At 44.5% G+C, this 20,324-nt stretch carries 14 protein-coding genes; 1 reads left to right on the top strand and 13 read right to left on the bottom strand.

From position 1 onward, the window contains the following. Positions 1–78 precede the first annotated feature (78 nt). The 13 genes from NFI81_RS12945 to NFI81_RS12885 form a co-directional block, all read right to left on the bottom strand. The gene (locus NFI81_RS12945) at positions 79–1,107 is read right to left on the bottom strand and encodes a hypothetical protein (protein WP_234612028.1); all 1,029 of its coding nucleotides are present in this window, start codon (positions 1,105–1,107) and stop codon (positions 79–81) included. 5 nt (positions 1,108–1,112) lie between these two features. Further along, positions 1,113–3,797, bottom strand: a complete 2,685-nt coding sequence (locus NFI81_RS12940; protein WP_234612029.1) for a DUF3352 domain-containing protein — start codon at positions 3,795–3,797, stop codon at positions 1,113–1,115. An 11-nt stretch (positions 3,798–3,808) separates the two neighbouring features. Further along, positions 3,809–4,552, bottom strand: coding sequence for a glycosyltransferase family 2 protein (locus tag NFI81_RS12935; protein WP_234612030.1), 744 nt, complete (start codon positions 4,550–4,552; stop codon positions 3,809–3,811). Between the two features lie 75 nt (positions 4,553–4,627). Further along, positions 4,628–5,746, bottom strand: coding sequence for an acyltransferase family protein (locus NFI81_RS12930; RefSeq protein WP_234612031.1), 1,119 nt, complete (start codon positions 5,744–5,746; stop codon positions 4,628–4,630). 2 nt (positions 5,747–5,748) lie between these two features. Continuing rightward, positions 5,749–7,443 (bottom strand): hypothetical protein, encoded by a 1,695-nt coding sequence (locus NFI81_RS12925; RefSeq protein WP_234612032.1) that lies wholly within the window; start codon positions 7,441–7,443, stop codon positions 5,749–5,751. Next, positions 7,440–8,360 (bottom strand): transketolase family protein, encoded by a 921-nt coding sequence (locus tag NFI81_RS12920; RefSeq protein ID WP_234612033.1) that lies wholly within the window; start codon positions 8,358–8,360, stop codon positions 7,440–7,442. Before NFI81_RS12920 ends, NFI81_RS12925 begins: the two co-directional genes overlap by 4 nt. Positions 8,361–8,392: 32 nt before the next feature. Next, positions 8,393–10,387: an NAD-dependent epimerase/dehydratase family protein gene (locus tag NFI81_RS12915; RefSeq protein ID WP_234612034.1), complete on the bottom strand. Its 1,995-nt coding sequence runs from the start codon at positions 10,385–10,387 to the stop codon at positions 8,393–8,395. Beyond that, positions 10,380–11,207 (bottom strand): transketolase, encoded by an 828-nt coding sequence (locus NFI81_RS12910; protein WP_234612035.1) that lies wholly within the window; start codon positions 11,205–11,207, stop codon positions 10,380–10,382. Before NFI81_RS12910 ends, NFI81_RS12915 begins: the two co-directional genes overlap by 8 nt. Before the next feature lie 115 nt (positions 11,208–11,322). Further along, positions 11,323–13,191, bottom strand: a complete 1,869-nt coding sequence (locus NFI81_RS12905) for a glycosyltransferase family 39 protein (protein ID WP_234612036.1) — start codon at positions 13,189–13,191, stop codon at positions 11,323–11,325. 78 nt (positions 13,192–13,269) lie between these two features. Continuing rightward, positions 13,270–15,324 (bottom strand): OmpA family protein, encoded by a 2,055-nt coding sequence (locus NFI81_RS12900; RefSeq protein WP_234612037.1) that lies wholly within the window; start codon positions 15,322–15,324, stop codon positions 13,270–13,272. Positions 15,325–15,441: 117 nt separating this feature from the next. Continuing rightward, a complete protein-coding gene (locus NFI81_RS12895) occupies positions 15,442–16,725 on the bottom strand; it encodes an apiosidase-like domain-containing protein (protein WP_234612038.1) in 1,284 nt (427 codons plus the stop codon). Positions 16,726–16,780: 55 nt separating this feature from the next. Beyond that, positions 16,781–17,428 (bottom strand): ribulose-phosphate 3-epimerase, encoded by a 648-nt coding sequence (gene rpe, locus NFI81_RS12890; RefSeq protein WP_234612039.1) that lies wholly within the window; start codon positions 17,426–17,428, stop codon positions 16,781–16,783. A gap of 27 nt (positions 17,429–17,455) precedes the next feature. After that, entirely contained in the window at positions 17,456–17,977 is a 522-nt protein-coding gene (locus NFI81_RS12885; RefSeq protein WP_234612040.1) for a Uma2 family endonuclease, read from the bottom strand. Between the two features lie 200 nt (positions 17,978–18,177). Between NFI81_RS12885 and ligA the strand changes: the two genes are divergently transcribed. Then, the gene (gene ligA, locus NFI81_RS12880) at positions 18,178–20,268 is read left to right on the top strand and encodes an NAD-dependent DNA ligase LigA (RefSeq protein WP_234612041.1); all 2,091 of its coding nucleotides are present in this window, start codon (positions 18,178–18,180) and stop codon (positions 20,266–20,268) included. Positions 20,269–20,324 lie beyond the last annotated feature (56 nt).

The raw sequence follows: 20,324 nt of genomic DNA, 5'->3' as shown, positions 1-20,324 counted from the left end.
CAAATCTGAAAAGCGAATATCTTACATTTTGTAAATCACTTAAATGTAGGAAATCCCGGCAGATAAGCAGGCACACATTCAAATATTTTCCTGATCCACAAAGCTGTTAATCAATGTATTGACTTTGTTAAGCCACAAATTTTGCGCTTCGCAAGTCCAGTGCGAATCGCCTTTTAAGTAGGAAGCCGTTCCCATATTCCTGAAATCAGAAAGCACGTCAATGTAAGGAACGGGCAACTTGGGATGTTGGTAAGCGCGTTCAATCAACTGATTATAAACATCATACTCTGGCTGCAAAACGGAAACTTTGTTGGGAATGATCGATAAAGCCACCAGGTCAAAACCCATTGCCAGTGCTGAATCTTCGGTGATTTGCAAATTCATAACAAGCGAATCCAACTCCGATTCACGGATCTTAGAGAAGGAAGAGGTCACATGAGGCGTGTCCGTATCCATATAAGAAACCACGCTCCGGTCGTTGTCAACCAGCGTCACGCTTGTGTTTATCCGATGGAACAAATGATAAGTGAAATCCGCTTTCCATTCTTTTACTTTCAAAAAAGCTTCATTTTGAAATAAAAGCGCTTCAAACCTGTCCTGTGCCTGCTTTCCGTTGAATGCCTCATCCAGCTTATGCATGAATTTGGTGGTTGTCACCCTTTGAACAAATGTTGTGGAATCGGGAATAATAGAAGTGACGGGCGTTGCCAGATGTTGCCGGAAATGTCTTTCTACGGATTCGAGCAGGAGAATGTTTGTTGCCGACGTGTCTAATTTTACATGCAACATATCCGACCACTTCACATATTGATATCTATCAACTGCAAAATCGCTTTTGCCGACGCGCTGATCTTCCGTAAAACTATCGCCAACAATGTACAAGTGGACTTTTCTGGAAGAATCTTTTCTGGCGGGCGGCGTGTAATCCGGACATTCCTTTCGCGGATCTTTAAATGCAGAAAGATTAGCCATCCGGTAAAGGTCGCCATACTGATAACCATCGGTGATCAGTTTATATTTTCCAACCAATGCCAGCAGGGTAGGATTAAGCCCGCAGGCCCAGATAATGCATCCTAAAACTAAAATCGTATATTTTAAAAACTTCATATTTTTTAACGAAGCTTAACGGACCAAACCTGTATCTTTTTCTCGGACCGGCTGAAAATGAGTAATTTATAATATCCGGGCTGATAAGTGAGCTGAACGGGCATTTCCGACGGAATGGCCTTATCACCCAGTCTTTTGCCTGTCATATCAAAAACCGTCGTGTAACTTCCCGACTTGATGGTGATAAAACGATTGTCAACGCCGAAGAAGTGATATTGGATGACCGAATTTGGCAAAATATCTTTTATTTCAAAAAGGTCTTTTCCATCCTTGGTAATGATGGCCGTTTTGGAATTTAACGACCGGATCAGGATCCAATCCAGGGAATTTCGGTCGAATAAGGTTTTGAACTTTGAACCAGGCTCAGGCCTTAGTAACTGCTTCCGGGACGTGATCTTTCCATCCAGGCTAATGCGGACCAATTCACCTGAAACGCTCACACCCACAAGCTCAGGCTGGCCGGTAGCAGGATCTTGTGTCCACGTGAATGCACTTTCAGTTCGGGTAAGGATGTCAACCGGGAATCCCTGGCGGACGGTTCCGTTTTCTTTCAGCAGGAAGATTTTGCCGTTTTTCTGGGTAACGATAAAACCACGGTTTCCAATCTGGTTCAATGCCACAACGGGACTTTGAATGTTTTCGAATTGCACCGAATGGTTGAGGCGTCGGATTGGCTTGGTCACATTTTCCCAGAGGAAGAGCTCTTCGGCAGTGTTTTTGATAATAAACCGGTTACTGCCATCATCACCGCCATCGATTGCATACAATGCAGCAATGTCCTGGCCGGACGGTAAAGAACCCGTGAATGTGGTGACCGTTGTCGAATCATCTTCATCCAGCGCGTAAACAGTACTTTTTGTTGCAAAGATGCGTTGCTGTCTGCCAATGTTCAGGAAATCGACTTTGTAAGCCGAAGTAATGATCGGGCCATTGAGCTTAGCGATCGTCTCCGTTTTGCCTTCTCGTAAGTTGTTGGTTCTAAGTAAATTATTTTGTTTGTCAGTCAGCAGAATCTCCGAACTTCCGTCAATTGGATTTTGCAATGCGGCCAGTTCCGTATCGAAAATATCCGGCCATTCAATGTCAATGTTCAGGAATGTCCGGTTCAGGACTTTTCTGGCGGTCTGCCGCTTTTTGGGAATGAGCGTAATTTCCGGGTATGCGTCACCATCTTCGTATTTACATTGAAATACAAGTGATTCCATTTTGGAAACCAGATCGGTATATTTCTTAATCCCGCCATTTCCGGCACGCGTTTGCGCTTTCCGCAAATTCACGATCAGCGAAAGTTGCGCCTCCGATTTTGCGGACGTCAGTATACTGTCGTATTCCGGCGATTGCTTCCATGTAATCTGGTTCTCGTAATCTACAATGTAATTTTGCAAAACCTGGGAGTTGTTGCTAATCACCAGATAAGGCGCAATGTAGGTAATGTAACTGCGGGGAAAACCCGAAAACATCGGTCCGTAAAGTCCGGTCGGCAGCTCGGGAATGGGGACAGAATAAATGTCGTAACCCTGATATTGGTCTATAGAAACGTTGGTTTCTTCATTGGCCAATCGCGCCAGTTTTTGGAGCACAGGACGCAATTTTTCATAATTGGAAAATTCAGCCAGAAGGATTTTTCCGTCGGTAATGCTGTTATTTTCTTCCAATTGGCATAAAATCAATTCAGCGCCAAGATTATCGATCAGTTGATTGCTTTCTTTTCCGATGTAGTAATTGAGCTTGTTCCAGGCTTCGGATTTGTATTTTTTGTGCCATTGCTGAAACTCTTTTTGGAATGCAGCCCGGTCAACCACGCCGGATCTGTAGAGAAAGGACGTTTGCTGGGAAATGTGCCTATGTCCCGTGAATGGTGCGCCGGGAATGTCTTTAACAATGTCGGTAAGATAATAATCCGGCGCGCCCGTCCCGGTCGATTTCAAGGAAAGACTGCCTTTTGCCTTGGCTTCTTCAATGTGGAAATCCTGGAAATTGGGGAAATTCCGGCCGAACTCGTAAAAATTGTTATTAATGTTGTCACCCGAAATAACCGATTTCCAAGCGTCATTACGCAAGTAAATGCTTGTTCCGTAATCAAAATCATTAATGCTTGAAAACCGGGATTTTAGTTTGAATGATTCAATGTTCAACGAAGAAGCCCGAACCGCATCTTCGATCAAATCTCCATAATAGCTGACGATCAGATAATGATCTTCAATAAGATACGAAAAAAGAGGGCGGGAATTGGCGTCGATAATATCCGTGATCCGGTGATCCTGGAAGTTGTGATGCAGCGCGCGAATGCTTGGATTTTGCGGTGTGCTCAGCCATTTGGCTTCTTCCTCGCTGGCAATGGGAATGTACATGATCACACCCCATTCTGTGCTGGTGCGGGGATGATAGGAATAGGATAATGCTTTGTTTTTGAGGAAGTTATTGAGCTTCTTCTGGTCCTTGGTGAAAAGATTGAGGAGCGATAAATTGTCACTGGCAACATCGAGTAAAGGCAACCTTTTTACATCCAGATTAGCATCCGTGGCGACGTAAAGAGAATCCTGAAGGTGCTCGCTGGTAATGACTACGAGGGCGCTGGACGGAATGAATTTCCACGCAGCAGCAGAACCCCGTGAATATTGGAACAGAAAATATCCTGCTGCCGCAAGGACAGCAGCGAGCAGGATAGCAATAATGTATTTTTTCGACACAAGCCTATTATTTAAGCACGGATCGCTTTCACCTTTTTATTAAGTTCAAGTCGAAACCGCAACAGTTCTTTAAAGCTGCGTATACAAACCTTCCAGAGGTTCCATTTGACGATTGAAACCGTTCCGGTCTCACGATCTTTATGGGTAATGGGGATATCAAACAATTCCTGACCTGACTTTTTAGCCATTACAGACAAGAAAATGTTGGGTGCAAATGGCTCAGGATCAGGGAGCTGGTTCATTAGTTTTTGCAGGAATGTTCCTTTGATCAAACGGAAAGGAATGTTGCTGTCCATAATGAACGTGCCGTAAACCGTCGAGATCGTGCCGCGGAGGAATTTAGTGATGAACAAACGCACGCCGGCATCATGTCTCACTTCTCTGTAACCCAGGATAAATTGCGATTGGCTGCGCTTATTCCAAAGTTTATCAAAATCATCTGACACAAACTGATCATCGCTGTCTGTCTGGAACACATATTCCGAGCCCAGTTCCAGTGCTTTGCGATAACCATTCACGACAGCATTACCGTGGCCGCCATTTTTTTGATTAACGACGGTAAGATGGGTCACTTCTTGCTGTAATTTGTCCAAAAGCACTTTTGTATTGTCTTTTGAGCCGTCATTAATTACAATTAGTGTTGTATTGTCGTTGGGAAATTTATTTTTTAGAAAATTAGTCCAATTATATACTACCTTTTCGATACAATCCTGTTCATTGTATGCGGGCATTACTATACTAAGAAGGTACGACATGCAGAAACGTATTTGGTATGGTTGCGCGAAATTAATAAATAAAGCCTGTAACCGGGCTATGGTAATGATAAATTACTAAGCGTACTTGTCCTTCAAGGCGTTGATAGGCTTTTCGAAAAAATGCCAGGAAAAGGCAGCAACGGCAATTGTTAATGTGATCACAACCATCGCTTCAAAGGCAACTGAACCTTTCAGATCGGGCGCATACTGATAGATTTTCCGGAAAATACGGACGGTTGGATGCATTGGACCACTGTGAAAGTGGTTGTAGACAAAATTGTGATAGAGATACAAGCCGTAACTGATTTTACCCAAATAAATGCTGACTGGATTTTCCAGAAAAGCGGCCATAATCCCTGTGTAGCCCATTACAGCCCGGCCGATCAAAAAGAATCCGAAGATGGAAGACACCGTTCTGTCCAGAACAACGAATGAAACATTGAACCTGTTTTCAAATGTTTTGGACCAGAATTGCAGCAAAACCCAGACTGCGAATGCCAGCATAACCGGCCATGACTTACTAAACAATTTTTCGAAAAAATCATTCCTGTAAACCTGCAACCAGGCAAGTAACCCACCCAGCGCAAAAGAATCCAGGCAGGCAGGGGTGCTCACGTAGGTAACGATCCAATCATCAATGGCAAAGTCCGGATGTGCATAGTAATAGTAAAACCGAAAGCCAAGACTAAGCAAGCCCATGATCCCTAGAACCGGAACGAGCTTGCCTTTTGGAACGAAAAAGATGAGGAAAGGGAAGAATAAATAAACCTGCTCTTCAACCGCCAGCGACCACAAATGGTCCATGGAACCCATCCAGGTTTTATTCCAGGCCATGTAAATGTTGGTCCCGTATAATGCCAGCCAGCCCAACTTTTCCCTAACCGGGGGCACATTGAAAATGTAGAGCAGCAAAATCGTCAGATAATAGACCGGGAAAATCCGGATTGTCCTGCGTATGAGGAATTTGCTGAGATATTTGTTAAATCCACCTTCTGTTCCAAAGTTCTTTTCTTTACTTTTTAAGAGAATTCTGGAAATCAAAAAGCCACTGAGCACAAAAAAGATCGTCACCCCCGTTGCGCCGACAGGGACGGTGTTAACTTCTACAAAAAGATGTTCAATGAGAACCAGCGCAATGGCAATAAAGCGGATTCCATCAAGTTGAATAATATGTCCCTGTGATGTGGTGCGCATAATTACCAGTTTACCTTCACTTTGATTTTCTTTGTTTCATTCACCTTCACCTTCTGATTCTGGAAGAGAATGCCCGTTTGGTCGCCTTGCTGACGGATCAATGCAACATCATACAGTCCCTTATCCATTTCGGAAAAAGGAATGTTTGCCCTGAATCCCGGCGCGAAATAATATTGCTTTAAAAACAATTCTTTCCTGCTCGTGTTCCGCGTTCTCAATGCTGGAAACAAATAATAGCGGTCCTTTGAACTGAGTAAAACGTAAATGCCGCTGTCCTGCAATCGCTGGCTGGTGAATGTATTGTTTTCAATGATCAGGTTTTCTTTTCCGGGTTTGAAAACTGTGCGATCATATAATTCCGTCAGGCCGCGTGAGTTTCCCGCGTATGTTTGTCTGTCTGCAACTGCAATGAGCGGGAGCAGTTTGTCGTAAAAAACAGGTGTTTTTTCAACAATGTTGGCAGCAAATGATGTATCGGTCGGGTAGGCCAGTTTTTTATCGGCAAAAGTCCAGTTGAACTGATAAGTGGTCAGCTCTTTTCGCAGATTATAGGCGTCAACCAGGTGATAATGATAGCTGAAAATGTTAAATAAGATGCCCAGGAACACAATAGCGGTTACATATGGGGAAAGAAAACTCCCCCGGATCGGGATCACCACATATAAATACGCTACGATCAGCAGCAGCACGGAGTAGATTTTATAGCGACTTGTTACCAGCGTATCGAAACCAAATCCCGCGCGGCTGTAAACAACGATTAATGCGGTGGCAAGAATGAAAAGTATGGTTCCAAGACAAAAAAGGTCAGTAATGCGCTCGAACTTCTGGCTATACTTATTCCTGACAATGCGAAACAGCGTCGTTGAAACAATTGAAATAGCCACCAGAAACAAAATAATGCCCATAAAAAAGCAAACCTTAATATGGTCGGCCACCGGGAAGGATTCTGCAAAAGATCCTAAAAACGCCATATAACCCTTTACAAACTGGAAAATCGAAGCTTTCGACTCAGGATTTGATTCCGGTTTGGTATACCAATTGAAATAACAGAAAATCTCGACGGCGCTCACGATGAGCCACAATGCGAATCGTTTTCTGTTTCCAGTTAGAAATATTAGTAGGGCACCTAATGGAAGAACCAGCAGTCCATTTCCGCTCGTAAGGATCGTTACGGCAGTCAGAAGAAGGGAAATTGCGAATGGCAGGGTTTTGAAGTTGATACACAAATACAGTGTCCAGACGGTCAATGTAACAACGCCGAAGTTTTGGATCGCGGCCATTCCCCAGTACATGTTTTCCCAAAATGCGAGCGTAAGCCAGAGAAATGGAACGGGTAATAACGCGGATAAGGGCTTTTTGTTCTTTTTCAGGAGTTCATACCAAAGCGGTATAACAGCCAAAAGCAGCAGATTCCCCGCTGTCATCAGGTGCCGGTAATTCAATGATCCGAATAACGAATAATCCCACCAGGAGATGAGCCGTGTCAAAGAGATCCGGTGTTCGTTATGCTGTTTAAAAAGCAACCAGATCTTTTCTTTCCAGGTGGTGGCTTGCGAATAATAAAGGATGAATTCTTTTAAAGCATGGTCATCATACTTCGGAATGTTGATAGCATAATAATTCCAGACCGTAAAGTATATCAGGACCGGTAGCAGCAAGATCAGGCTCAGAATGATGGTTAAAGCCTTTTTCGTCATGCCGGAATCATTAACTGCCCAATATGCGCAATGATGGAATCAGGGTCCAGACCGGAAAGTTTCTGGTGATAAGTCTGGCTTCCGTAGCGCCCATTTGGATAACCCTCCGCTTTCAGACTTTTAAAGCTGCGAGGGAAGATTCCTTTTTCCAGAAGCTGAACAGAAAGCTGCTGCGCGAGTCCGCCCGTGCTAATGTGCTCTTCTGCAACCAGAATTGAAGGCGCTTTTCTGATCAATGCTTCCACTTCATCAGTAATTTGTAAGGGGAAATGCAATGCTGTCAATACATTCACTTTGGGAGCAAGATCTTCGGAAAGCGACAAGGCTGACATGACATTATTAGCGATCGGCCCGAGTGCAAAAACAGTGATTTCAGCTGTTTCAGGGGCATGTATTACTTTAAATGAACCTGAGATGTAACTATTGTCAGGCGTTGTTTTGCCAGCGCCTAAGCGCAAGTAAGCGGGACGGCCATCTGCCACAATCTGGCGGATAACAGGTTCAACTTCATCGGCAAATGCAGGCACCCATACATTGACATTTTGCTGACCGCTGAGGCAAGCCAGATCTTCAATTGTATGGTGGCTGCTTCCCATGATGCCATATCCATAACCACCGCCGTTTCCAACCAGAAACACAGGTAAATTATTGAAACACACATCATTACGAAACTGCTCCAGGCAACGGTAAACGATAAAAGGGGCAATGCTGTAACAGAAAACTTTATAACCTTTATGTGCAAATCCGGCTGCAACGCCAACCATATTTTGCTCTGCAACGCCTGCATTAATGAACCGCTTCCCTAATTTGGCCTGCAAATTTTCCAATGCATTATAGCCAAGATCGCCGGTAATGAAAACAATGGAATCATCTTCCACTGCCAACTGTTCCATAGCGTTTGAAAATTCTTTTCTCATTCGGTTTGTATGATGATGCTTGACAACTGCAATTATTTCCTCAATTGCTTCACTAATGTCCTGATCTCGTCTGCGGTTTTGTATGATTTGGAGCCGCGGCGGATTCTGGTCCGGATGTATTTGGGTCGCTTTTTGGTTTCTTCAAAAATCTTGGCAATGTATTCGCCCAGGAATGAAATGCCCAGAATGGTTAATCCTCCAAAGAAAACGACCAGAACGATAACGGTGCTGATGCCTTGCGGCGTGTCTCTGAAAAACACGAATTTCGCCAGAATTTGCCAGATAATTCCTAAAATAGAAAATCCGGTCAATGCGAAACCTGCGTAACTCATCAATTCCAATGGTGCAAAACTGAACGAGAAGATCGCCTTTTTTGCCCACCAGATGTTCTTTGTCCAGTTATTGGTCGAAACACCGAACATTCTTTCCGGTCTTACATAAGGAACGCCCGTTTGCTTGAACCCAACCCAGGCGCGTAAGCCACGCAGAAACTGCTCAGTTTCAGGTAAATCCACCAGTTCCTTCACAACTTTACGATCTATCATGGAGAAATCGCCTGCGTCGCGTGGGATTGAAATATAGCTAAGCCCTTGAAATACCTTATAAAACGATTTATAGAAAAAATGAATGTGCGGTTTCATTTCGCGCTGCACGCGAACGCCGTAAACGACATCGAAACCTTCCATCCATTTTTCGTAAAAAGCAGGGATAATTTCCGGAGGATCTTGCAGATCACCATCCATTAAAACCACGCAATCACCCGTCGCGATCTCCATTCCACTTAAAAAGGCAGACTGCGAACCGAAATTGCGGGAGTGACTGATTCCTACCACATTTGGATCTTTATCACATATTTTGCTAATCACTTCTTCCTGATTATCAGGCGAATTGTCATTCACAAAGATGATTTCATAACGCACTTTCAGATCATTACAAGTCTTCACAATGCGCTCATACATGAATGGAATCGCTTGTGCATCCTTATAACAAGCAATGATCGCTGTGATAACCGGGTTCAGTTTCGGGTTTTCAAAAGCAGGAATGACGCGTTCTTCATATTTGATCTGCGCCTGCCACTCACTGTATTTCGACAGCCCGGTTTCGAGCGGTGTCCTGGCTTTCCAGCCGAAGTCGGTTTCAAATGCGCTGGGATCGCCGAACCATTCAGCCAGGTCCCATTTCCGGTTGGACATGCTGCCCCACTGCGGTTCCTGCGTAATGTTGAATGTTCTTCTCGAGGTGTTGACAAGGTCACCCATTGTCGTTTTGCGGCCCGTTGCAATGTTGTATGATTTACCGGAAGTTTCCGTACTAATCTTCAACGCGGCATCCAGAAACGCTTCTACGCAATCTTCTATAAACACGAAATCGCGGCTTATATCCGGCGAAACCAGTGAAGGAAGCTGCTTTTTCCTTGCGTTTTCAATCAGTTTTGGTATCAATCTATCCGGCTCTTCCCAGTATCCGTAAATGGAGTAAAGCCTGAGATTAAGTGTCTTCAGATTAAAAACTTTGGCATAATATTCCAGCAAATATGCCGCTGACACCTTCGAAACGGCGTAATGGCTGTTCGGTTCTACGCGATCGGTTTCTTTTGGCGAAGTACAATTGAAACCATATTCCGAGCTGCTTCCGGCGTGGATATAAACCATTTCGGTCGTGCAATTTTGCAGAATGTTAACCGTCCCGATCACATTGGTTTCGTACGTCAGGTTAACATTGTTTTGCTTGCTATAAGCACCGTAAGCGGCCAGATTGAAGATCGTTTGCGGCTTATATTTTTCAAAAACTTCCTGAACCGAATTGTTGGAAAGGATATCACAATGGACAATGTTTTCGAAAGGGACATTCAGCAATTTAAGCCTCCAAGCTTTGGTTGCGTCATGGGTTAATGCGTAACAGTCCTTACGGATTTTAAAAATTTCGTTAAAAAGATTGGCACCGATGAACCCGCTTGCACCAAAAACGAAAACTGGCCCTTTTAAACTTTCTATTTTATCGCGGAAAACCGGCAATTGGTCAAGCATTCGTCAATTCATTAAAGTAGCGTTCCTTTACTTCCAGCGTGGCTTGCTCGTATTGGTCTTTGTTCATTGGTAAATAATGCCACTCTAATTTATTCTCCATGTAAGAAACTCCTTTGCCCTTCACAGTATTCGCGATAATCGCCTTTGGAAGTCCGTTCTTATGTGTTTTTAATTCATTAATTGCCTGACTGATAGCAGTAATGTCATGACCATCCAGTTCAATCGTTTCAAAACCGATCGCATTCCACTTTTCGACGGAAGCGGTTTCTCCTAAAACTTTATCCGTAGGACCAAAACCCTGCAAACCGTTTTTATCAATGATCATAAAAAGGTTATCCAGCTGATTCTGTATGGCGTAATGTGCTGCTTCCCAGGTTGTTCCTTCATTCGTTTCACCGTCTGAAAGCAAAGCAAACGAGTAAGTCTCGTCACCGCTAACCTTCGCCGCATGTGCAATTCCCGTTGCGATGGGCAAGCCGTGCCCTAATGAGCCGGTTGCGAAAGGAATTCCTTTATATTGTCTTGGGGCAGGGTGGGCCGGAAGCGATGTGCCGTCCAGGTAAAATGTATCCAGTTCTTCGTCGGTGATCTCGCCGGTAACATTCAGGCAGGCATATAATGCGGCTGCGGCATGTCCTTTGGATAATATAAAGGTGTCTTCTTCCGATTTTTGCAGAAAAAGAACGGCGATCATCAGATCAATGCAGCTTAGTGAGCAGCCGATATGGCCGGCATTTGCTTTATGGTAAAGGCCCAGAATTTTAAGCCGAAGTTCTCCGCTTATCTGCTTTGGGTCGTTCAATATCTCTGCTGCGGTCATGCCTGTGTATATGTCGATATTAAGAAAATCTCACAAAATAAAGGTCAAATCTTCTGTTTTGAGAGTGCAATATACAAAATCTTATTTGTCGGCTTTTGTAAATGGCGCACATTGCTTACTCCAATCCGTAACGCAGCCCTTTCAATTTCTTGATCACAACCGGCTCAGGATTCCCTGCTTTTTTAAGCAAAATATGTGTCGTTTGTGTCGTGTCCATCACCTGCACATACTGCGCGTCTTTGGGCAAATACAAGTTCGTAACCTGCGCATCCTGAATCGAATAAGGGAGAAATGTCCTGTCCATTTCAGACAGGATCTCGTAGCGCGAAGCAGGATATAGAATTGTATCGCCTTTTTGGTATAATTTCTTGATCTTCTGAGCCGCCTCGTAATATGGATTCGGGGCGCGCGGGGTTGAAAAATATCCGTATTTCGGAGATCGGTCTTCATAAAATTCCCCTAACCTCAAAGACACAAAATAGAGCTGACAAGCCAAACCGATAAATATTAACGTCCTGAATTCAACCTTAATAGAATTATAATATTGTAACAAAAGGCTCAAAAGAATGATCATATAGGGGAATGCAAATCCAGAGTATCGCTGCATTAGACCATAAGTGTGCCCGTTTTTGAATGACATTATTATTAAAAAAGAAGTTGGAAACAGAGCCATGATATAAATCATCCAAAGTCTCTTCTTTTGCACGGTGTCAGCCTGCCTATGTACATCCGGAATGAATGAAAGGGCAAAAATACTTACCGACAGAATAATGAATTGTAGTTTATGATTGGAGTAAAAAGCAGCCCCTGACAGTGCAAGGATAAACGGAACTGCGGTTTTCAAGCCAACATTCAGCTTCATGCGATTGCTGAAACGATACCAAATAATCAGCAATACGCCAATGAATATGGAAACAAAAACGTTTTTCTTTCCCGCAAGTGCGTCTGTCAGGCCGTTTGTGAAAATGATTAGATCAGAAAAAAGCGGTAAGGATTTTGTAAACACATTGCCAATGGTGGCAGGTAAAATATGGCCAAAGGGATTGTTATCAGGCCTTGTCTCAGCCATTCTTTTGTAGAGCTCAGCCTGGTAACTGAGCGTATATAAAGTATAAGTCCCACCGCCGAAAATCATCCACCAGGCCACACCTGACAAGGCCAGTACGGCCGAAATGGCCATTTTAATCCAACCTTTAATAGTCCGAAGAAAAAGTAAAGCATACAATGCATGCCCCAGTAACACAGCAATGGAGAGGAAATGGGACAATATGCTTAATCCGGCGGTTACAATGTAGCCAATGTAGAGCCTGGTATTTTGTCGCTTGTTAGCCTCGTTTTCAATGATTTGTAAAAATAAATAGGTGGCTAGCAACGTCAGGAAAAACATCAGGGAATAACTGCGCGCCTGCTGGCTGTAACCAATAAAAAAGGGTTCAATAGCCACAATCGCCGAGGCAATTAACCCCGTATTGACGCTAAAAAAACGCCTTCCGAAAAGGTATGTCAAACCAATGATCAGGACGCTGAAAAAGACGGAAAGGGATCGCGCAGAAAAGTCTGAAATCCCGAAAACCTCCATCCAGAAGTGCAGTAGCAGATAGTAGAAAGGACTGTTCCCTATATCACTCCGGTTGTTGGCTTCGTAATAATCTTCAATTGTTTTCGGGGCCCAAAACTCTGCGGGTGTGAAAGCGCGGGGATAATAATTTTCATTGTAAGTGAAGGAACGCAGCACCCGGGGCGGTCTCAGGCTAAATTTGGGCGTTTCCCAGAAATTGGAATTGGTTACTTTAAGCGTAGAAAAAACCTCTTTTTGATTGGCCCCTTCCAAAACAACACCCTGGCTGATCACCATTGTGCTTCTCTCATCAAAGAAAATACTGTAACGATCCAGATTATGAAGCCTTAAAGCGATTCCCGCGATTAAAATGACAGCGAAAATGAGCCAGGTTGTCGGGGTTTCGTTCGTACGGTTTGAAAACATTGAAGAAAGTTGACGTGCGCGGATGTTTCGGATTGACTTGCCGCGAAATTAAGCAAATTTCCCTTTATAGGATATTTTTTAGATTTTAAGAATTGTAAACTCAACCCTCCGGTTCTTCTGGCGCGTCTGTTCCGTAAGGTTGCTGGCGATGGGTTTGGCTGGACCCCAGGCTTTTGTCTGGATCCTTTTAGCCACGATTCCTTTGGATAAAAGATATTTTTTCACTTGCTGGACACGGTCTTCCGCCAGCTTCACATTTTTCTGAACTTCCCCCTGATTGTCTGTATGCCCTTCCAGCAAAATTTCCATGGCAGGATAATCGGTCATGGCAGTTACGATCCTGTCCAGCTCCGCGTATGAAGAGCGGATTACTTCTGCACTGCTTTGTGCAAACATGGTGCTGCTCAGCCTGATCTGCTGACCGGCTTTGATCGGTTGCAAATAGAGGTTTTTCCGGATATTCCGGAGCGTGGTGTCTTTTGACAGATCGATTTCCTCTGTGAAAGGAAAATAGCCTTTTTCGGAAGCGGTAATGCGGTAAATCTCCTTTAATGGCAAAATGAGTCGATACTCGTCCGTTTCCGGGTCAAATGTAGCTTTGGTAAAAACTTCATTATTCTTCTTAAACGCAGCAATAAGGTCAGAGCGCACCGCTTTGTCTGTTTCTGCTTCCAGGATTGTTCCCGTGACGATCGCAACCGGATCAGGGCGCGTTTCAGGCGTGAGTCTTACCCTGAAAATGTCCTCTTGGCCTGAAACCTTTTCACTCGCACTGAAATAGGCATATTCCCCCGTCGCCGGAACATTGAAATACGCGTCCCAAAGTGGCGTATTGATTACCGGGCCAAGGTTTTCGGGTTTTGACCAGTTGACCCAGGTGTCGTCCAGTCGCCTGGTCAGGAAGAGGTCGCCCGCTCCGTAACCGCTGTGGCCGTGGGATGAAAAGTACAGGGTTTTGTTGTCCAGTGCCAGAAAAGGCGTGCCTTCGTAATCGGCGGTGTTGACCACATTTCCTAAATGCAACGGTTCGGACCAGCTGTCATCCGATTGAAGAAAGGAAACATAAAGGTCCTTTTTCCCTTCCGTATCACTGCGCTCGACGGAAATGATCATGACATTTCCGTAAGGGGAAACCGTGGTTTCCATACTTTCAACCTGCTTTCCCTTGTTGCTGGCAGTAATGCTTTCGCGCAGGTTATTTATTTTATATTCTTTGGGAAAAGACCAGCCGGTTTTTGTCTGGAAACAGCGCGACAATCCCAATGCCATGGAACCATCGGGGTTATATACATTAATAACGTAAATTGTTTTCCCATCGGCTGATATGCTGGTGACAGCATTATCAGCTGCATTATTGAGCGGAGGGCCCATATTTACAGCCTGTCCCCACACATTCTTCTCATTTAGTTTAGAATACCAAATGTCCTGCGTTTCGGAAGTGCCGACATTGCCCAAAAAATTGCCGCGCGTAAAAAAGAGCGTTTTGCCGTCGGGGGAAATGATAGGCGCCACTTCCTGCCCTATGCTATTAATGGCAGAGCCCATATTTTCGCGCTTGGTTTTCAACAACGGGCCTTTTGCAATGTTAATAATCGCTTCAATAGGCTGAACCCCATCCGATATCCCGATGGCATCAATTTGGTTGGCCCCCGAAACTTTTGAGGGCTGCAACACGATCTTGATGGCGTTAGCAAGAATATTTTGTTGTTTTGGAAAGATCCGGAACATTCTCCCTCTGACTGTCAGCTGCCCGGCAGATGCGTCAGAAATCAGAAATTCTTTACCCGACTCATCGTATGCATACACGCGCGCTATGGCACCAGGGTTGAAATTTTCGGCGATAGCAACTTGTTTCAGGGGGATTGTTTTTTCAAAACCCACTTTAATCCATTCTTCATTCCGGCCATCCGGGTCAGCGGGCATCCATGCGCAAGGGCTGTTGCCGAAATCGGGAAGCTTGTTGGGAATGCCCAGGATTTGTTTGGCACGAAAAGCATGTCCGTATTGCGCGGGCCTGTTCTCGGACGAATAACCCAGCACTTTATTGGCCCACAAAATCTGCTGACAGTATCCTTGATTTATAAAAACTGCCGAAAGCAGAAAAAAAGCATTGATGAGTATTCCTTTATTCATTTTGAGCGCAATAGAGGCAGCAGCACTATAGTAATATTATTAATAAAATGGTTGAAAGTCAAACGGATCTATCCGCTTACAAAAGGACTGAAAGGCATTCAATCTCCCTTACCTGCATTATCTTTTTGCACCGATCAAGAGTATCCAATCCCAGCCGGGCTGCGAGTCGGGTGGCTGGACGATAGCCTCGGGCGTAGCTTTAAAATCACCGCCGGTCCATCTTTTGCCTGTGCGAGGACTATACCAAACTGCCCCAAAATCTTTCCCGTTCAGATAGTTCAGGTTCAACCGGACAGGCCGGGATTCGGGCAAATAGAGCATCGACATCTTTTTATTGGAAAGGGAAACAATGCCGATTTCGGCTTTATCTGCCGAGTCAGGAAGCAGTTCGGAGACATTTTCGGGCTGCATATATTCCCACGGAATGCCTTTCAGGATCTTGACAAGCTCATGAATATATTCCGCGCCGTCCTTACCAATGTTTACTTTCCAGGTAGGGTTGAAATTTTTGATTGTGCTCATATGGCAAAAACCCGCGGCGGCGCTCATAATGGATTGATAAGCCTGGTTACGGATCAAAACGGATTGGTCCGTAATTTCCTTTGGGAATTCCGAATTTGCGATCAGAAACGGCCTTAATGCAGCTTCCGCAGAGTTTTTCTGCCAATTGGCCAATGCCGCATATTCAGCAGGCGTGACGGTGGAATCTGGAATGATGAATTTTAAATCCGAACGAACTTTTGAGCTGTCGTTCACGCTCGTAGGTGAGCATGTGCTTAACGAGGCCAGAATTTGTCCCTCAGAAACGGACCGGATCCCGTCAGCAATGGCTTCAAATTGGGCGGCAGTTTGATATTCCTCTTCGCTCACTATCCAGATCACATTGCTGTATTTAGCGAAATGTTTGCCAACATAAGCGCCATAATTTTTCCAGACCGCCGCATTCTGCGCATCGAAAAGCGCATTCCAGCTTTTACGGGAAACTACAATGCCTACGACCAGATTACGCTCCTTCGCAGCGGCAATGATTTTGTCGAAATAATCGAAATAGAGCTTGTTAGGCCGTGAAATATCATTATCCTGGAAAGGAAGTGTTTTGTTAAAATTCCGCTGATTCGGAAGCGCGGGCAAAAGCTGCACCAGGAATGTGTTGAACGACTGCGACTTGCGCGTATCCATGTATTGGATGGCATCATTATAACCCAGCTTCCGGAGCATTTGCCAGGCAACATCGGCGACCATCAGAAAAGGGACACCATTGTTATCCGTAATGTGGCGACCATTGGGGCTGATCCGCAAAGGAAATTTAGGGACAGCCTGTTCAGACTTTTGAGAGACATTTACAGCTGCCAGACCGGATGCTGCCAAAATGCTGAAAATGAAGTATCTGAGCCACTTCATAGTCTTGGTCGGGAAAAATCTTCTAACATATCGGGGTGTTTCGGAACCTTGAAAATCAGCTGGATTTCAGGTCGGCAATCGTTTTCAGCGGATTTTCCGCGCTAAAAACAAAGCTTCCTGCAACCAGAATATTCACGCCTTCTTTAACCAGTAACGGCGCATTGTCAAGATTAACGCCGCCATCCACCTCAATCTTGAATGTATAGCCAAATTTTTCTTTCAAAGCCTGCAACCTAGCTATTTTTTGATAAGTGTTTTGAATGAATTTTTGACCACCAAATCCCGGATTTACGGACATGATCAGCACCAAAGAAACATCACCCAAAATCTCAGAAAGCACTTCTACGGGCGTATGCGGATTTAATGCAACGCCTGGCAATGCCCCTAATTCCTTAATGTGCTGAATAGTCCGGTGCAAATGCGGACAAGCTTCATAATGCACAGTGAGGAAGTTCGCACCTGCCTTTTTGAATGCTTCGAGATATCGGTCCGGCTGCTCGATCATTAAATGTACGTCCAGCGGCTTGGTAGCATGCTTGTAAACGGCTTCACAAACGGGCATCCCGAATGAAATGTTGGGCACAAACATGCCGTCCATGATATCCACATGTATATAATCCGCCTGACTCGCGTTCAGCATTTCTACATCCCGTTGAATATTAGCAAAGTCGGCAGCAAGTATGGAAGGGGCAATTTCAGCCATGAATTTAAATATTAGTTCAGGCCGAAATTAGAATATAATGTTCAACTTGAACGCCAAATCATGAAATAATGGTGAGCTAACGACATCATCTTCGCCGAATGAAGCATGCAGTTTGTAGCGCTCATCGGTTAGCGTGTAAATTTCCAGAATCCGCTTTTCCGGTTTCAAAAGCCAGTATTCCTGCACGCCGTAGCGCTCATAGATTTCTTTTTTAACGACCGTGTCCATTTTTACAGTGCTTTTTGACACGATTTCAACCACCATATCGGGAACACCACGGATCCAATCCTGAATAATGTTCTTTTGGCGCTTTGCAATAAAAATAAGATCGGGCTGTAACCGGTTATAGTCGTCTTCGAAAATTACATCCAGCGGAGCAGCCAACATTTCGCCTAAATCCTGCTCTACGACATACCTGTCAAGTATCCTGTGCAAATTGCGCGATGCTATTTGATGAAAAGATTTGGGACTAGGAGACATAATTTCCTCCCCATTGATAATCTGAGAAAGATCCCAGTCCTGCCAAATAACTGTTTCTGTGCTTTTCATGTGCATAGCTAGTTTTTACGAAAATAATCAAATTTTTTAAGAGATTCATTTAGTGTTGTTTTGATAAAACCAGACATTCAATTCAGTACTTTTTCTATTGAGACGCGGGTTTTAGAAAAAGTAACGGGAGTGTCGGCCGCATTTGAAATCGGCGTAAACGCTTCTTAAATTTGGGCACTATCCTTTTTAGCCGCCTTACCATGAACCCAGAACAGCAAATACAGGAGCTTGTAGACAAACTGCAGCATTTGAACTATAAATATTATCAGGATAATGTTTCCGAAGTCTCGGATTTTGAATTTGATAAGCTGCTGAAACAGTTAAAGGAGCTGGAAGATCAGTATCCTGAACTTCGGCAGGAAGATTCTCCAACATTGCGGGTAGGCGGCACGATTACGAAAAACTTCAATACGGTTTACCATCGCTATCCCATGTTGTCGCTCGACAACACTTATAATGAACAAGAGTTGCGGAATTTCGATGACCGTGTGCGCCGTGGATTGGATGGAGAGCCTTATGAATACATTTGCGAGCTGAAATTTGATGGCATTTCCCTCAGTTTCACGTACGAAAACGGCGTGCTCGTGCGTGGCGTGACGCGTGGCGATGGCACGCGCGGGGATGAGATTACTAACAATGTAAAAACCATTCGTTCACTGCCGTTAAGGGTTAAGGCTGAGAATGTTCCACCGGTTTTTGAGATTCGCGGCGAAGGTTTTATGCCCATTACTTCGTTCCAAAAACTAAATGAGGAAATGGACACTTTGGGTGAAAATCAATATGCTAACCCTAGGAATGCGGCTTCCGGATCATTTAAATTGCAGGATTCTGCGGAAACCGCACGGCGTGGACTGGATTGTTATCTCTACTCATTTTTAACCGATACAGCATTTTTCAAAAGCCACGAGGAAAGCTTGCTGGGGCTTAAATCATGGGGTTTTAATGTTTCCCCCGGCTGGAAAAAAGTGCAGACCATTGATGAAGTCCTGGAATTTATCCATGAATGGGAAGAAAAACGGCTGACGCTTCCGCTTGCAACGGACGGAATTGTGGTCAAAATCAATTCTTTTGAACAGCAGCGTGAGCTTGGTTTCACAGCCAAAAGCCCCCGCTGGGCCATTTCATTTAAATATAAAGCTGAAAATAAACCCGCCGTCCTGCGCATGGTCACGTATCAGGTCGGGCGCACGGGAGCCGTTACGCCGGTTGCGAACCTTTGCGACATTAGCGAACGTGCGTTGCCCTATAATAAAGTAAAAGGCGTTCACCTGTCGGGAACGCGCGTGAAGCGGGCAACATTGCACAATGCGAATGAGCTGCTAAGGCTGGGCATTGAAATCGGTGACACCGTTTTTGTTGAAAAAAGCGGTGAGATCATTCCGAAAATCACCGGCGTAGACATTTCACAGCGCGAAAAATATCCGACGGAACCGCTTATTTTCCCAACACATTGTCCCGAATGCAACTCCGAATTACAACGAAATGAAGGCGAAGTCGCGTTTTTCTGTCCCAACGACAGCCACTGCCCGCCGCAGCTGAAAGGCCGGATCGAGCATTTCATTCACCGCAAAGCGATGAACATTGAAAGTCTGGGCGAAGGAAAAATAGAACTGCTCTTCGATCTCGATCTCGTGCGCACGCCAGCCGATTTGTATGATTTAACCCCTGAAACGCTTCTTGGTCTTGAAAAAAATATCCTGAATGAGGAAACAGGGAAGGTCAAAAAGATCAGCTTTCGCGAAAAAACGGTGGAAAACATTCTGAACGGCATCGCACTTTCGAAAACGATTCCTTTTAAAAATGTGCTTTTCGCGCTGGGAATCCGGTTTGTAGGCGCAACGGTGGCTGAAAAGCTCGCTGCTTATTTCAAATCCATGAATGCATTGCGGTTGGCCACTTATGACCAATTGATTGCCGTTCCGGAAATTGGTGGACGCATTGCGGAAAGCATTGCTTCTTATTTTGATGTGCCTGAAAATCAGCAGTTAGTGGCACGTTTACAGGCTGCGGGCATTCAAATGGAAAGCGATGAAAAGCCTGTTGAGCTGGAAAGTGACATGTTGGAAGGTAAAACTTTCGTGATATCGGGCGTTTTTGAAAATTTTGAAAGGGATGATCTCAAATTGAAGATCGAAGTGAATGGCGGACGGGTGCTAAGTGGCGTTTCGGGAAAACTGAATTACTTGCTGGCTGGTGCAAATATGGGGCCTGCCAAGTTGGAAAAAGCCCGGAAACTGGGCGTTACCATTCTGAGCGAGGAAGAATTTTTAGCGATGATCGAGAATAAATGAAGAAAAACGGCTCAGAAAGCTAACTTTGTGTTTTAAATTTCAACCAATTATATAAG

It is taken from the genome of Dyadobacter fanqingshengii (assembly GCF_023822005.2).
Lineage (GTDB): Bacteria > Bacteroidota > Bacteroidia > Cytophagales > Spirosomataceae > Dyadobacter > Dyadobacter fanqingshengii.
This window is presented reverse-complemented; position numbering and strand designations above follow the sequence as displayed.